The sequence below is a fragment of the Allobosea sp. FG18 genome, from assembly GCF_057809495.1.
On the sequence record NZ_JBMDKB010000033.1, the window covers coordinates 13,606 to 27,137 of the forward strand.

The following is a 13,532-nucleotide window of genomic DNA, read 5'->3' on the forward strand; positions in this document are numbered from 1 at the left end:
GTTGCAGCCGCTCCTCGTCGGCCCGGAGGCGAAGATCCATGCTGCCGCGGCCGCGCGCGCCGTCGAGCTTGCGGTATCGGGCCAGGCGGCGGCCCTCATGAAGGGCAGCTTTCATTCGGATGAGTTGCTCGGCGCCGTCGTCGCTTCAGGCTCCGGCCTCACCACCGAACGCCGCATCCGCCATGTCTATGCGATGAGCCTGCCAGCCTATCCCAAGCCGCGGCTTGTGGAGGATTTGCTCTACCGCCGCAGTGGCCTGCTCGGCGTATCCGGGATCAGTCCCGACAGCCGCGATCTCCTCGACAGCGAAAGGCCTGAAGCGCATGAGGCTCTCGACCTGTTTTGCTTCCGCATCGCGGGGGAGGTGGGCCGGCTTGCGGCAACGTTGGGCGGGTTCGATGCGATCGTCTTCACCGCCGGCATCGGCGAGCATCAGCCGCCAATCCGCGCCGCCGTGGCGAGGCGGTTGAAATGGTTGGGTCTCGAACTCGACGAGGCCGCCAATGCGGCGAATGCAACCCGGATCAGCCGGACCGATGCTCCTGTGGCGGCTTTCGTAATCCCGACCGACGAGGAAGCTGTTATCGCCGAGGATGCATTGGCGCGGGTAAGACCAACCGCATAGCCGTCTGAGCCGAATGGTGGAAACTCGACTCAGACAGGCTTCCGGATAGAGACTTAGGCTGCGGCTTTGTGATTGCCAGTCCAGCCCGACACGTATTGGGCGCCGACCCCGGTCCAGGCATCCACGTTCTTCCGCGCGAGCGTCGACAATTTCTCGGCCTCGTCGGCATAGGCGCCGCCGACGCCCTTGGCGAAATCCTGCTGGGCGTCCACCGCCTCGCCGATTTCCTTGCAGCGGCCGAGCTTGGCGCAGAATTCGGCCTGGGCTTGCATGCGGCGGCCCATGAACGCCAGGATTTCCGAGGTGATCGCGAGCTGAGTCTCCCAGACCTTCTGCGGCAGCACCGTTGTTGCGGCGAGCTGGGCTTTGACCATCTGCATGCCTTCATCGACCATGGCGGTGGTGCCGATCTGGTCCGGCGCGAGAGAGTTGGAGACAGGCTTCGTCATAGGCATGGGAACCTCCTGAATTGTCTCATTCGCCTGAATGGCGGCGATGGAGAGTTTCCTCCGGGGGCTTCATCGGGTCTTTGACGCAACGCAAAATTTGGAGGCGGTGGAATTACTTCGATGGCTTCGTCCAGTGCCGGAATTCTCATGTATCGCGTTGCGGAGGAAGGTGCCGAGGTTCTCCTCGTCCACCCGGGCGGCCCGTTCTGGCGGCGCAAGGATTTGGGTGCCTGGTCGATTCCCAAGGGCGAGCCGCATCCGGGCGAGGCCGCGGAGGAAACCGCGCGACGTGAATTCGCCGAGGAACTGGGAACCATGCCTGAAGGGCCGCTCGCTCCGCTCGGATGCATTCGACAAAGGTCCGGGAAGATCGTCGAAGGCTTTGCCATCGAGGGTAACCTGGACACGGAGCGGATTCGTTGTGGTAGTGAGGTTGAGATGGAATGGCCGCGTGGCAGCGGTCGGATTCACCGATTTCCCGAAATCGACCGTGCGGCTTGGTTCTCACTTCCGGAAGCACGGTTGCGCATCCTGGCGGCGCAAGGTGATCTTATCGAGCGTCTCGAGAAAAAATTACTCGATGAAACGCTTTGTCCTATCGATCAGTGAGCTGCCGTTGTGACGATTCGCGGCAAAATGGGATAACGTTTGACGTCGTTCTTTTGTCTTTTTCCTTAAGTAATATCGTCAATGCCTCTTCGATCGATTTTCGTAAATTCTGATCGAACGTTGATCGGCCCATCACGCAAAAATAAGCGCTCAGAAGCAGGGTGTTGCACTGGTCGTAATCGGATTGAGAGTCGACCTTCTTCGACATTGTTGACCTCGCACGCCACGCGATCTTTCGGATTCAATCGGCAACGAGCGTTACATGGAAGCGCTGCGCCGGGTTCAAGACCTTGCAGCCGGGATGAAGTTGCGTCCTTGGATGCAGCCGAACTCCTACTCAGCCGGACAACCTCTTATCGCCAGTGCCCGGCTTCTCGTATTCGGGGAAGCGGCAATCGCACTTGCCGGGCTGCGCGCCGATCCGTTCGATGTGGCCGCTCGGCCAAATCCTGAACACGCTTCCGTCGTCGCGCATGAGGTATGCCGGGATCAGAGCGGAATGGGTTCTTCGAATACTTTGCTCTTCCTGTTTCGCCAGCCGTGTCGCAAGCATGATCGCTCCTCGACATGAGTTAGCCGTCGAGATTGCCCGGAGGGACCGGCCGAGACGCGGATCGCGGCTGGTCTGCTTTTCCCGGAAGCCCTCAGGCCACTGCGAGACGGTCCTCGACGATCGCGACCCCGGGAGCGGCCCAGGCAGCTCGTTCTGCGAGCACGCGTTCGTGCCATGCGCTCACCTTGCCCTCGAGAGTCACGCGGCCGCCCGAAACGAGAACGCGGATCTGGTTCGCCTCGAGTTCGGCATTGCGCTTCAAAGCGTCCTCGATCCGGTGCTTGATGTCGCCGGCCTGGACGGTGGGCTTGATGGTGATGTTGTTGGTGATGCCAGTCACGCCCGACAGCTTCCGAACGGCGGTTTGCGCGGCACTGCTCTGGAAGTACCACGGGACCTCGCCGGTCAGGGTGACCCAGCCCTTCTGCACCTTGAGCTGGACCTTGCCGTTGGGAATCGTGGTATCCCATTCGATGATCTTGAGCGCGCGCTGCGCGATCTCGTCATCGTTGGTTTTCTGATCGCTCGGCCAGCGGACCTCGATTTCCTGTGCGATCGCCCGAACGCCTTTCACGCGTTGGACCACACGCTCGGCCATCAGCTTTTCGGCGTAGCTGCCGACATGTCCGGATAAGGTGACGACGCCATTGTCGGCGGCGACGCCGATATGGGCCGCATTGACGCTTGGCTCGAATTCCAACTCGTTCAGCACGCTTTCGCGAAGAGATAAATCACCCATGGCAGCCTCCTGTGTTTGGGTGTATCTTCAGTTTGGTTATCTATACGCTTATTACATTGATAATCATCAATAATTCGGCGCTGAAAATTCGACATATGTTTGCGTGATCTCTGGTGGGGATCATCCTCAATGCGACATCAAGCAGGGTATTGGCGAATGGGCGAGAAGATCGCCCGTAACGCCCCCGAAAACCCATTCTCGCATCCGGGTGTGCCCGTAAGCGCCCGACACGATCAGGTCGCTACCTTCCTCGAGCGCAGCATCTACGATGGTGTCGGCGCAGGAGCCCGACAGCGACGCGCGCGCCAAGTGCCGACTGGCAATACCGTGGCGCGCGAGGTGCGCGCAGACATCCTCCGTGCCCGCCGTGCTTGCTTCTTCGTCAACGGAAAGCACCGTCACGGTTTCGGCGCGTTGGAGAAATGGCAGGGCATCGAGCACGGCGCGCCGCGCTTCCCGCGTGTCCTTCCAGGCTACGATGACACTCCGGGCGAATATCTCCCGGCAGTCATGCGGGACGACAAGCACGGGGCGGCCCAATCGTAAGACTGCTTCGCTGGGGTCGATCGTCATGAGCCGATGGGAAGTTCCCGAAGACGACCTTGCGACGACCACGAGATCGGCGGCGCGTGCCTGGTTGACGATGAACGAGTTGGGCTCTTCGATACTCCAGCGCCACTCGACGTCCGGTAGCGAGCCGGCGCCACGTCGGAAGTTCGCCTCTGCTTGCCCGAGATCTTCCATAGCGGCTTTTCGGGCGTTCTCGACCAGGATCGGACGCGCGGTACCTAAACCGTCTTCGAGATAGGGGATTGCTGCCTCCTCGGCGGCTACGCCGATCAGGCGGCTGCCGAAACGGGACGCGAGCGAGACGGCCAGCGCGACACGGTTTTCGGCGTCGTTCGACGGTCCCACGCAAACCATGATGCTGGCGAAGTTGCGAATGTTCGAACTCATCGCGGGGCCTTCGTGTGCGAGGATCACGCTGAACGGCGGCTCAGCGCGGAGGAGGAACCAAGGATTCGCTGCTTCACCCGCGAGCGGGTTATTTCAGCTTCATCGAGGCAACCTGGAACGGCAGCAGAACCCCATCCTCGGCATTTCTGATCGAGATATAGTCGCCCGCTCCGAAGCGATGGCCGTCGAACCGGAACCCGGGCTCATCGTCGGCAGTGCCGGCATCGTCATAGTCGATGCACCAGGTTGCCCCACCCGATCCGCCGGCCCGATGCACCAGCCAACCGTATCGATCGGCTTCACCAGCCCAGAAGCGTCGGACACGGCACTTGTCACGGTTTCGCTGCCAGGCTTTGGGATCAAGATGGAGTTTCGCGTCCAATGGTGCGTGAATCTCGTATCCACAGCCTGGGTGCCCGTCCGGATGGGTGGGCGTTCGCGCAAGATGGAGTGTGACGACATACATCATTGGCTTTCTCCCGGATCGCTACGGAAGTGCTCACTGATCGCTCGGCATATCGGCAAGCGCCCAGGATACTCTCGCGAATGCGAGCGCTTGCGGCGCGATGCCGACGGCGTCAGGCCGCCTTGACGGGGATGACCTCTTCCTTTGGCTGAGACCTCGCCTGCCGCGGCACCTTGATTGTCAGGATGCCGTTGGCGAAGTTCGCGTCAATCTTGTCGGCGGCGATATCGTCGGGCATGCGAAATGAACGGAAGAAGGAACCATAGCGGCGCTCGGATACATAGGCGTCCTCGTCCTTCCGCTCCTTCTCGCTTTTCTTCTCGCCGCTGATCGTCAGAACGCCTTCGGATAGCTTGACCTGCACGTCAGCCGGGGCCATGCCCGGGAGCTCGGCGGTGATCTCGTAGAGATTGTGCGTCTTGGACACGTCGACTGCGGGGACACTTCCCCAACGCTCGAAGCGGGGCAGGGATGGGTCGAAGGAAGGCGCGCTCGCGAACGGATGTCGGCCCGAGCGAAAGCCGAAAGTGTCGAACAGTCGCTCCATCTCGTTCCAAAAGCCTTCAAGGCCCGCCGGCTCGGCTCGGCGAGGCGAAGGCGCACGGGTTTCACTCTTGATTGGAAGCTTGGTTGCTGCTCCTGCCATGACGGCCTCCTGTGAGACGATGGCGAGCGGTGCGGTGGAGCCGCGAAGATCGTGCCGCTCAATCAAAGCCCGGTATCTGGCGTGCGGCCAACCGGACCGATGCGTGAACCAAGCACGGATCTCGGTCGGTCACTTTGAGAGAAATCAAAAACGAAATGATCGGAGAGCGAACTGCTCAGGGCCTGCGATCATGGGCGAACTGGCGCCGCTTCCAAGCGAGCCGGAAACGCCACTCTTTCGGCCCTGCAAGCGTTCGCAACGCGTTGAGAATGACCGCGATATCGATGCCCTCCTGAAGAAGGGCCCCGGCCACGGGAGGGATCAAGCCGAAGGCCGCGAAAACCATGGCAATGCCCGACAGGCCGAGACCGACAACAATGCTCTGCCGCGCGATGTGGTGGGTCCGTTGCGCGATCGCGACGGCTTCCGTCAAACCATTGCAGCGGAAACAAATGCTGTGTGAAGCGAGCCAGGCTTGCTTGTGGCGGGGCTCTTCGGGTGATGAAGCCGACCCCGCTAATGGCGTTCCAGCCTCCTGACGAAGCAGTTGGAGCGCCATTAGCGGGGTCGGCCGCAGGCGGGCTTGCATTTAGTCGATATATATTATATTTAACTGTAAAGTGATTTCTGCTGAGAGGATGCTCACGATGACTGCCGTCAAGATCGACGACCGGCTGACGATCGCCAGTCAGCCGAGGCAGGAGGCGCTCGCCACGCTGGCGGCGACCGGCTTCGCCACCATTATCAACAACCGACCCGACGGTGAGGAAACTGGACAACCCAGCAGCGCCGCCGAGAAGGCGATTCTCGAGCAGTCGGGTCTTGTTTATCGCTTCATTCCGGTGACGGCGACGACGATCACCGAAGCCGATATCCGCTCCTTCCAAGAGGCAGTGTCGGGGGCCAAGGGGCGCGTCTACGCCCATTGCCGCAGCGGCACGCGATCATTGACGCTGCACGTGCTGGGCGAGGTGCTGGCAGGGCGAATGAAGCCCGGCGAGGTTGAGGCTTTCGGTCGCGCGCACGGCTTCGATCTCTCGGGCGCGGTGCAGTGGCTCGCCCGGAATGCGGCCAAGGCGCCGCAAGTTAAGGGCTTCTACGAGCCGCGCACCGGCAGCATCCAGTATGTCGTAACCGATCCGAAGACGAGGCGCTGCGCGATCATCGACCCGGTCTATGAGTTCGATGAGAAGTCCGGCGCGACCGCCACGCATCAGGCCGACACGATCCTCGCCTATGTGGCGCGCGAGGGGCTCACCGTCGAGTGGATCCTCGACACCCATCCCCACGCCGATCACTTCTCGGCCGCTCATTATCTCAAGCAGAAAACAGGCGCCCGGACAGCCATCGGCGCGCGCGTCACGGATGTCCAGAAGCTCTGGCAGGGCCTCTACAACTGGCCGGAACTGGCGATCGACGGTTCGCAATGGGATCGACTCTTCGCCGAAGGCGACAGCTTCAAGGTGGGAGAACTCTCGGGTCGCGTGATGTTCTCGCCCGGCCATACCCTTGCCTCCGTGACCTATGTGATCGGTGACGCGGCATTCGTGCACGATACGATCTTCATGCCGGATTCCGGCACGGCGCGCGCGGATTTCCCGGGCGGCAGCGCCCGGGCCCTGTGGGCGTCGATCCAGGCGATCCTGGCCCTGCCGGAAGAGACGCGCTTGTTCACCGGGCACGACTACGAGCCTGGCGGGCGCGGCGCCAGATGGGAGAGCACCGTGGGCGAGCAAAAGCGTGCAAACCCGCACCTCGTCAATATGACGGAGGAGCGCTTCGTCGCGCTGCGGGAAGCGCGCGACCGCACCCTGCCGATGCCGAAGCTGATCTTGCATGCACTCCAGGTCAACATCCGCGGCGGCCGGCTGCCGGAGCCCGAAGCCAACGGAAGGCGCTATCTCAAATTCCCGCTCGATGCGCTCTCGGGGGCCGCATGGTGATGGCCGCCGCAATGATCCGCACGATGCCGCCGGCTGAGATGGAGGAGCGCGCTGGCGAGGTTGCCGCCTTGCTCAAGACGTTGTCGCATCCAGCACGTCTGCGGCTCGCCTGCGCACTCGCCGAGGGCGAATACGCCGTCGGCGAGCTCGAGGAGCGGCTCGGCATCCGTCAGCCGACGCTGTCGCAGCAGCTCGGCGCATTGCGCGAAGCCGGGGTCGTCACGACGCGCCGCGAAGCCAAGCAGATCTTCTACCGTCTGAGCGAAGAGAAGGCCGCGCGCCTGATCGAAGCCCTCTACGCCATCTATTGCGAACCGGAGCAGCAGCCATGAGTGTCTATTGGCCTTCTCTGATCGGCGGCATGTTGCTCGGCCTCTCCGCCGTCGCGCTCCTGCTGCTCGACGGACGGATCGCCGGCATCAGCGGCATCGTCGGCCGCTTGCTCGGCGGCGCGCAGGTCCCGCTGAATGCGGCTTTCGTCATCGGGCTCATCAGCGGCCCGCCGCTCTACATGCTGGCCTTCGGGAGCTTCCCGTCCGTGACCATCGCTACGTCCTGGCCCCTGGTCCTCGTGGCCGGGCTGGCCGTCGGCATCGGCACGCGCATGGGCTCGGGCTGCACCTCGGGACACGGCATCCTCGGCCTCGCCCGCTTTTCGAGACGTTCGTTCGCCGCGACCGCGACCTTCCTCCTCGCGGGGGTCGCCATGGCGACGCTGATGGAGTTCCTGCGGTGAAGCCTCTCGCGCCCCTGCGTATCGTCGTTGCGCTCCTTGCCGGTGCGCTGTTCGGATTCGGCCTGTCGCTCTCCGGAATGCTGGATCCGGCGCGCGTGCTCGGCTTCCTCAATCTCGCCAGCGGTCATTGGGACCCGAGCCTGGCCTTCGTGCTCGGCGGCGCTGTGCTCGTGGCGGTGCCGGGCGTCATGCTGCAACGCCGTCTGCGGCGCCCTTTGCTCGACGACAGCTTCCACCTGCCGGAGAAGACGGAGATCGATGGGAGGCTGCTAGCGGGCTCGGCGCTGTTCGGAGCCGGATGGGGTCTCGCCGGCTTCTGCCCGGGCCCGGCGGTCTCGGCGTTGTCGATGGGCCTCGTCCCGGTTCTCCTGTTCGTCGCAGCGATGGTGGTGGGGATGATACTGCATGATCGGGTGATCGCGGGGATGCTGCCGCGATGACCTCGACCCTCGTCCCTGCCCTCGCTTCCGGCGGCCTCGTGGGCTTCAGCCTTGGGCTGGTCGGCGGGGGCGGCTCGATCCTGGCCACGCCACTGCTGCTCTACGTCGTCGGCGTCGCCAGCCCGCATATCGCGATTGGCACTGGCGCGCTGGCAGTCTCGATCAATGCCTATGCCAACCTGCTCGCCCATGCCCGGAAGGGCCATGTCCGCTGGCTCTGCGCATCAGTCTTCGCGGCGCTCGGTTCGCTCGGCGCCCTTGTCGGATCGAGCCTCGGCCTCGTCGTCGACGGAACACGACTTCTCCTGCTCTTCGGCGCACTGATGGTTGTTGTGGGGCTGCTGATGCTGCGGCCGCGCGGCGTCAGCCGAGGCGATGAGCGGCCGGTGGATCGGCGCATGTGTGCGCTCACCGCCGCCGCAGCGCTGGCGACGGGCGGCGCCTCCGGCTTCTTCGGTATCGGTGGCGGCTTCCTCATCGTGCCGGCGCTCGTCTTCGCCACCGGCATGCCGATGATCAATGCCATCGGCTCCTCCTTGCTCGCAGTGGGAACGTTCGGCCTGGCGACGGCGCTGAACTATGCCCGCAGCGGCCTCGTCGACTGGGTCGTCGCAGTGCAGTTCATCTCGGGCGGCGTCGCGGGCGGCATTCTCGGCATGCTCCTGGCGACGCATCTCTCGAAAGGCAAGGCCACGCTGAACCGCATCTTCGCTGCGCTCATCCTGACGGTCGCGATCTATGTGATCTTCAAGAACCTGCCGATGGCGATCGGCATCGCGTAATCGCGGAGGGTGATTTTGGCGGCACGACCTGGATAGTTCGGGCGAACTTCCTTGGAAGCGCGGCAACCTCGTCGCTATGACTGCATCACGCTACGCGCGTTAGGTGGAAGACCTGTTCCGTACCACCGTCACCGAGCATCCGGCCTCGGCCACGACCTTGGACGAGACGCTGCCGAGATGGCGGCGCAGGGTGGAGGCGCCGCGCGCACCGAGGATAATGTGGCCGATCTGGTTATGCTCGGCATAACGCAATATAGCGTCGGCTGCGCTCACCGCCTGCACGACGTGGTAGCTGATCCGGTCCTCGGCAAGGCCGAGCGGGCTCGCCCAGGCCTTAAGCGCAACCAGCCGCTTGATGTAGACGGAGTGGCCAGCGCTGTCCGCCACGACGTCCTCCCGCAGAATCTCGGTCTTCAGGACGGTTAGGCAAGAGAGGCGTGAATCGGAGCGGGCCGCCAAGAGCCGACCGGTCTCGGCGAGCACGGCATCGGCCAGCGGATTGACGCCATCGGCGAGGTCGACTGCCGCCAGGATAAGTGCCGGACCGGCCTCGCGCCGACGGGCCGTTGGAGCGCCGGTGAGCAGAAGATCATCGCGCTTCTGGAACGCTGCGAGGAGCCAGTCCCACCAGCGGCGCTGTGGCAGGGGCTCGACGATCACCACCTGCTCAGGGTTGCGCAACTCGAAAGCGACCCGGGCGGCATCCGCATAGCGGCGCTCGCGATCGACCTCGAGGCATTTCTGAATGATCGTTTCCAGCCAGGCCGGTACCTTCGGATTGCGGGCGGAGGGCGGCTTCGGCGCCTGATAGAGCCTTCGCTTCATCCCCGCCTGTGTCGAGGGCCAGCCGAACGGCGGCTCTCCGGTGGCGAGCAGATAGAGGATGCCGCCCAGGGCGAAGATGTCGCTCGAAGGGTCGGACCGGTCGCCCAGCACCTGCTCGGGTGCGATATAGGCGGCTGAGCCCATTGGGACGTTGCTTTCCTCCGAAAGCAGGTCTGGCAGGCCGGCATGGCGTGAGAGGCCGAAATCGAGCAGCACCGCGCCGCGGGCGGCGAGGATGACGTTCTCGGGCTTCAAGTCGAGATGTGCCACCTGCTGCTGATGCAGGCTGGCGACGGCGGCCGCCACCTCGGCGCCGATGCGCGCGACCTCCTCGGGCGAGAGTGGCGCATTCCTGGCGATCCGTGCGAGGCTTTCGCCTTCGACGAACTCCATAGCGATGTAGGGCGTCTCCGCCAGATCGCCGGAGCGGATGTAGCGCGGAACATGGGGGCCTGATAGGCGCTTCAGGATCAGTTCTTCGACCTCGTAGCCGATGACGGTCGAGACATCCTGGCCGGGCTCGAGAAAGGGAATCTTGAGGACGACGGAGGCTTCCACATCCGGATGATGTGCCCGCCAGAGTGAAGCCATACCGCCGGAAGGCATCAGCGATTTCAGCGTGAAGCCGTCGATCATCTGTCCTTCGTGGAAGCGCATTCTGTTCACCGGCCGAAAATGAGCCGCGTGGCGAGAGCCGGCGGCAGCCCCGCCGCCAGCACCTTGCGGGCAGTCGTTTCTGCATCATAGGGCACGCGCCGCATGGTGACGCAGCGCTGCTCCAAGTCGATGAGAGCGAAGCAGGCGGCCGGATTGCCGTCTCGTGGCTGCCCGACGGAGCCCGCGACCACAAGGTGTCGACGCGTCGCGATCAACGGTGCCGGTTGATTGTCAAGCGGCCGAAACGCGACGGGCGGGTAGCCGACACGAGCATAGAACATGGCTGGAACGTGCGTGTGGCCGCAGACGATGAGACGCGCTCCGGTTGCATCGAAGGCGGATTCCGCTGCCTGCGCGTCCAGGATGTAGCGCCAGCGGCCGGGCTCGTTGGCACTCGCATGAACATAGAGGCGATCCTCCTCCACGATTGTCAGAGGCAGTCCGGCGAGGAAGGCACGATGTTCTTCCGAAAGTTGGCTGCGCGTCCAGTGAATTGCGTCGCGAGCGGCCTTGGTCATGCCACGGTCCTCTTGGTGGACCGCCTGATCGTGATTGCCGAGCACCACCCGCGCACCGTTCGCGGCGTACTGCGCCGCAACTTCCACTGCATAAGCCGGATCCGGCCCATACCCGACGATATCGCCGGCAATCACGATCACGTCCGGGGCCGCCGCAGCGACAGCCTCCTTCACTGCATCGAGTGCCTCGCGATTCCCATGGATGTCAGCGAGTACGACGATGCGCATCGATTGTCCGGAGGCGAAAACCTTGGCGATCCTGCCACCATCGAAACGATGCTGCATCTAAAAAGGACTCCATCCCAGCACGCCCCGCAGCCTCGGTCACGAGCATCAAATTTGCTGCCGCTCGTGTTAACGCGGCACCTATCATTTGTGAGTGATCGGGAGCGGCAGCGGTTGCTGGGGCATCGGCACCTGCGGCCCCGAGGCACGGAGGATGATCATAAGGCTCCATCGCTCTTAGAATGCGTGAGTACGCCAGCGACGGCCAGAAATGCCACGGTGATCCAGGGCGGTGCTTTACAGATGGTGAGGAGCAGAAAGCCCGCAAGCGGCAGAACGAAGACGTGTCGTGATTGAACGGCGCTCGCCCAGACCGGGTCATAAGGGGCGGCACCGAGAATTCCGACGACCGCTGCGTTAGCACCGCGCATTGCCGCCGTGGCGGCGGCGCCTTGCGGCGGCATGGAAGCGATGCGGTCGATGAGTTCCTTCGGGTTCATGGTCACTCCTTGGTCCGGGTGTCGATGAGAATGACGCCGCTCGCCCGGAGAAAGGAGGCCGAAAGACCCTTCAGCGATCCGAAGGTCGGGCTTCAGTCGCCGATCTTCCAACCGCAGGTCTCACATCTCAGCTCGGCGAAGAGCTGATAGGCTGCCCGGCAGATGATGCTGCCGGTTATGCGGGGCCGAGACACAGGTGCGTCTCGGGTTTCGAGATGCCCTCCATCACGCGAATGCCGGTCAGGAGCCGATTGAATTCGGCCATGCTTGGGACCTCGATCTCGGCGATAAGGTCCCAAAGACCATTCGTCGTGTGCATGGCCGCAAAGCCGGGGTTCTTTCGGAGAGCGGCGACCGTGCCCTTCACGTTCCGGCCTTCCAGTGCGATCATCATGACGCTACGGATCCGATCCGCGGTGTCGGCATCTTCGGGCCAACGCTCGGCGAGTGCGGGGCCGAACGTTGAGTGAGAAGTTGCCGCCGAAAGCAAGTTTGGTTCGCGTCGTCTCCAACCGACACCCGCCTTGCGTTTCGATATTAATGTCGATAAGTCTCGACATATGGAAAATGAGCAAGTCATCCTCGCGCTGGCAGCGCTGGCGCAGAGTACTCGCCTCGACGTCTTCCGCCTGCTGGTGAGCGCGGAGCCAGAGGGGTTGCCTGCCGGCGAGGTCGCTCGCCGTCTCGAAGTTCCCCACAACACCATGTCGTCCCATCTGAGTATCCTCAGCCGGGCAGGGCTCGTCCGTTCGGAGCGCTTCAGTCGCTCGATCATCTACCGAGCCGATCTTGACGCGCTTCGATCGGCCATCGGGTTCCTCCTCAAGGATTGCTGCGGTGGCCGTGCGGAGATCTGCGCGCCGCTCCTGGTTGAGCTCACGCCCTGCTGCCCGCCAAAGGTCACGACCGATGCCTGATCGCGTCCACAACGTGCTGTTCCTCTGCACGCATAACTCCGCCCGGTCGATCATGGCCGAGGCGTTGCTCAACCATCTCAGCGAAGGACGTTTTCGAGCCTTCTCCGCCGGCAGCGAGGGCGGCCCCGGGCCGAAGCCGATGGCGCTCAAGGTTCTGGATGCCGAAGGCATCCCGACCGAGGGCCTGTCGTCGAAGACCTGGGATTTCTTCGCGAAGCCCGGCGCACCCGTCATGGATCTCGTGATCACCGTCTGCGATCAGGCGGCGGGCGAGGCCTGCCCGCATTGGCCCGGGCAGCCGATCACGGCGCACTGGGGCATCGAGGACCCGTCCAACGTCCAGGGCAGCGAGATCGAGCGCGAGCGAGCCTTCGTGACGGCGTTGCGCTATCTCAGGAACCGGATCAACGTCCTCCTGTCGCTGCCCGTCGCCAGCCTCGACGAGATGGCGTTGGCTCAGCAGGTTCGGCGGATCGGGGGCCTCGAGGGCGCGAGCGGCGGTCGCCCGGAGGTGGCGTGATGGACGTCATCATCTACCACAACCCGGCCTGCGGGACTTCCCGAAACACGCTCGCGCTGATCCGCAATGCCGGCGTCGAGCCGCACGTCATCGAGTATCTGAAGACGCCGCCGAGCCGGGCGCTGCTGAAGCAGCTTCTCGATCGCGCCGGGCTGACCGCCCGGGACATCCTGCGCGAAAAGGGCACGCCCTTCGCCGAACTCGGCCTCGGCAACCCGAGCCTTTCCAACGAAGTCCTGCTCGATGCGATCGAGGCCCATCCCATTCTAATGAACCGTCCGTTGGTCGTGTCGCTCAAGGGCGTGAAGCTGTGCCGGCCGTCAGAGGCGGTCCTGCCCCTGCTGCCGCCCCAGCTCGGCGAATTCCGCAAGGAGGACGGCGAACTGGTCGTCGATGCCTCCGGCCGTCCCGTCGCACTCGCCTGA

18 protein-coding genes and 3 pseudogenes are annotated in these 13,532 nt (G+C 63.6%); 11 read left to right on the forward strand and 10 right to left on the reverse strand.

Going from position 1 to position 13,532, the window contains the following annotated elements; all coding sequences use genetic code 11:
* Positions 1 to 226: 226 nt before the first annotated feature.
* Positions 227 to 625, forward strand: a pseudogene (locus tag ACODTJ_RS26210) (acetate/propionate family kinase); the annotation flags it as partial.
* A 53-nt stretch (positions 626 to 678) separates the two neighbouring features.
* Here the strand turns inward: ACODTJ_RS26210 and ACODTJ_RS26215 are convergent.
* The gene (locus ACODTJ_RS26215; protein WP_454656744.1) at positions 679 to 1,080 is read right to left on the reverse strand and encodes a phasin family protein; all 402 of its coding nucleotides are present in this window, start codon (positions 1,078 to 1,080) and stop codon (positions 679 to 681) included.
* 114 nt (positions 1,081 to 1,194) lie between these two features.
* Here ACODTJ_RS26215 and ACODTJ_RS26220 point away from each other — a divergent pair, with 114 nt between their 5' ends.
* Positions 1,195 to 1,683 carry an NUDIX hydrolase gene (locus ACODTJ_RS26220; protein ID WP_488850845.1) on the forward strand — a complete coding sequence of 163 codons (489 nt, stop codon included), beginning with the start codon at positions 1,195 to 1,197 and terminating at the stop codon, positions 1,681 to 1,683.
* A 262-nt stretch (positions 1,684 to 1,945) separates the two neighbouring features.
* Positions 1,946 to 2,254, forward strand: a complete 309-nt coding sequence (locus ACODTJ_RS26225; RefSeq protein ID WP_488850847.1) for a hypothetical protein — start codon at positions 1,946 to 1,948, stop codon at positions 2,252 to 2,254.
* A gap of 73 nt (positions 2,255 to 2,327) precedes the next feature.
* Here ACODTJ_RS26225 and ACODTJ_RS26230 read toward each other — a convergent pair whose 3' ends face one another.
* The 5 genes and pseudogenes from ACODTJ_RS26230 to ACODTJ_RS26250 all read right to left on the reverse strand — a co-directional run.
* Positions 2,328 to 2,975, reverse strand: a complete 648-nt coding sequence (locus ACODTJ_RS26230; protein WP_454656747.1) for a BON domain-containing protein — start codon at positions 2,973 to 2,975, stop codon at positions 2,328 to 2,330.
* A 126-nt stretch (positions 2,976 to 3,101) separates the two neighbouring features.
* Positions 3,102 to 3,932 (reverse strand): universal stress protein, encoded by an 831-nt coding sequence (locus ACODTJ_RS26235; protein WP_454656748.1) that lies wholly within the window; start codon positions 3,930 to 3,932, stop codon positions 3,102 to 3,104.
* A gap of 88 nt (positions 3,933 to 4,020) precedes the next feature.
* Positions 4,021 to 4,401 carry a hypothetical protein gene (locus tag ACODTJ_RS26240; protein ID WP_454656749.1) on the reverse strand — a complete coding sequence of 127 codons (381 nt, stop codon included), beginning with the start codon at positions 4,399 to 4,401 and terminating at the stop codon, positions 4,021 to 4,023.
* A 109-nt stretch (positions 4,402 to 4,510) separates the two neighbouring features.
* Positions 4,511 to 5,110 carry an Hsp20/alpha crystallin family protein gene (locus tag ACODTJ_RS26245; protein WP_488850850.1) on the reverse strand — a complete coding sequence of 200 codons (600 nt, stop codon included), beginning with the start codon at positions 5,108 to 5,110 and terminating at the stop codon, positions 4,511 to 4,513.
* Positions 5,111 to 5,219: 109 nt separating this feature from the next.
* A pseudogene (locus ACODTJ_RS26250) lies at positions 5,220 to 5,471 on the reverse strand (hypothetical protein); the annotation flags it as partial.
* A gap of 220 nt (positions 5,472 to 5,691) precedes the next feature.
* Here ACODTJ_RS26250 and blh point away from each other — a divergent pair.
* Genes blh through ACODTJ_RS26275 form a run of 5 tightly spaced genes read left to right on the forward strand, consistent with a single transcriptional unit; the run spans position 5,692 to position 8,945 of the window.
* Positions 5,692 to 6,987: a bifunctional sulfur transferase/dioxygenase Blh gene (blh, locus tag ACODTJ_RS26255; protein ID WP_488850852.1), complete on the forward strand. Its 1,296-nt coding sequence runs from the start codon at positions 5,692 to 5,694 to the stop codon at positions 6,985 to 6,987.
* Positions 6,981 to 7,319 carry a sulfite-sensing transcriptional repressor BigR gene (gene bigR, locus ACODTJ_RS26260; RefSeq protein ID WP_454656752.1) on the forward strand — a complete coding sequence of 113 codons (339 nt, stop codon included), beginning with the start codon at positions 6,981 to 6,983 and terminating at the stop codon, positions 7,317 to 7,319. Before blh ends, bigR begins: the two co-directional genes overlap by 7 nt.
* Positions 7,316 to 7,723 carry a YeeE/YedE family protein gene (locus ACODTJ_RS26265; RefSeq protein WP_454656753.1) on the forward strand — a complete coding sequence of 136 codons (408 nt, stop codon included), beginning with the start codon at positions 7,316 to 7,318 and terminating at the stop codon, positions 7,721 to 7,723. The genes bigR and ACODTJ_RS26265 overlap by 4 nt, the downstream gene beginning before the upstream one ends.
* Positions 7,720 to 8,163, forward strand: coding sequence for a DUF6691 family protein (locus ACODTJ_RS26270; protein ID WP_454656754.1), 444 nt, complete (start codon positions 7,720 to 7,722; stop codon positions 8,161 to 8,163). The genes ACODTJ_RS26265 and ACODTJ_RS26270 overlap by 4 nt, the downstream gene beginning before the upstream one ends.
* The gene (locus ACODTJ_RS26275; RefSeq protein ID WP_454656755.1) at positions 8,160 to 8,945 is read left to right on the forward strand and encodes a sulfite exporter TauE/SafE family protein; all 786 of its coding nucleotides are present in this window, start codon (positions 8,160 to 8,162) and stop codon (positions 8,943 to 8,945) included. Before ACODTJ_RS26270 ends, ACODTJ_RS26275 begins: the two co-directional genes overlap by 4 nt.
* 99 nt (positions 8,946 to 9,044) lie before the next feature.
* Here the strand turns inward: ACODTJ_RS26275 and ACODTJ_RS26280 are convergent, their stop codons facing one another.
* From ACODTJ_RS26280 to ACODTJ_RS26295, 4 genes and pseudogenes are all read right to left on the reverse strand, one after another.
* Positions 9,045 to 10,427 carry a protein kinase domain-containing protein gene (locus ACODTJ_RS26280; RefSeq protein ID WP_454656756.1) on the reverse strand — a complete coding sequence of 461 codons (1,383 nt, stop codon included), beginning with the start codon at positions 10,425 to 10,427 and terminating at the stop codon, positions 9,045 to 9,047.
* A 5-nt stretch (positions 10,428 to 10,432) separates the two neighbouring features.
* Entirely contained in the window at positions 10,433 to 11,230 is a 798-nt protein-coding gene (locus ACODTJ_RS26285; RefSeq protein WP_454656757.1) for a metallophosphoesterase family protein, read from the reverse strand.
* Positions 11,231 to 11,388: 158 nt separating this feature from the next.
* Positions 11,389 to 11,613: pseudogene (locus ACODTJ_RS26290) on the reverse strand (chromate transporter); the annotation flags it as partial.
* Positions 11,614 to 11,845: 232 nt separating this feature from the next.
* Positions 11,846 to 12,160 (reverse strand): Lrp/AsnC ligand binding domain-containing protein, encoded by a 315-nt coding sequence (locus ACODTJ_RS26295; protein WP_488850856.1) that lies wholly within the window; start codon positions 12,158 to 12,160, stop codon positions 11,846 to 11,848.
* A gap of 70 nt (positions 12,161 to 12,230) precedes the next feature.
* On the opposite strand from ACODTJ_RS26295, the gene ACODTJ_RS26300 reads away from it, so the two are divergent.
* Genes ACODTJ_RS26300 through arsC form a run of 3 tightly spaced genes read left to right on the forward strand, consistent with a single transcriptional unit; the run spans position 12,231 to position 13,532 of the window.
* On the forward strand, positions 12,231 to 12,587 hold the full coding sequence (locus ACODTJ_RS26300) for an ArsR/SmtB family transcription factor (RefSeq protein WP_454658986.1): 357 nt from the start codon (positions 12,231 to 12,233) through the stop codon (positions 12,585 to 12,587).
* Entirely contained in the window at positions 12,580 to 13,107 is a 528-nt protein-coding gene (locus ACODTJ_RS26305; protein WP_454656759.1) for an arsenate reductase ArsC, read from the forward strand. Before ACODTJ_RS26300 ends, ACODTJ_RS26305 begins: the two co-directional genes overlap by 8 nt.
* The gene (gene arsC, locus ACODTJ_RS26310; protein ID WP_454656760.1) at positions 13,107 to 13,532 is read left to right on the forward strand and encodes an arsenate reductase (glutaredoxin); all 426 of its coding nucleotides are present in this window, start codon (positions 13,107 to 13,109) and stop codon (positions 13,530 to 13,532) included. The genes ACODTJ_RS26305 and arsC overlap by 1 nt, the downstream gene beginning before the upstream one ends.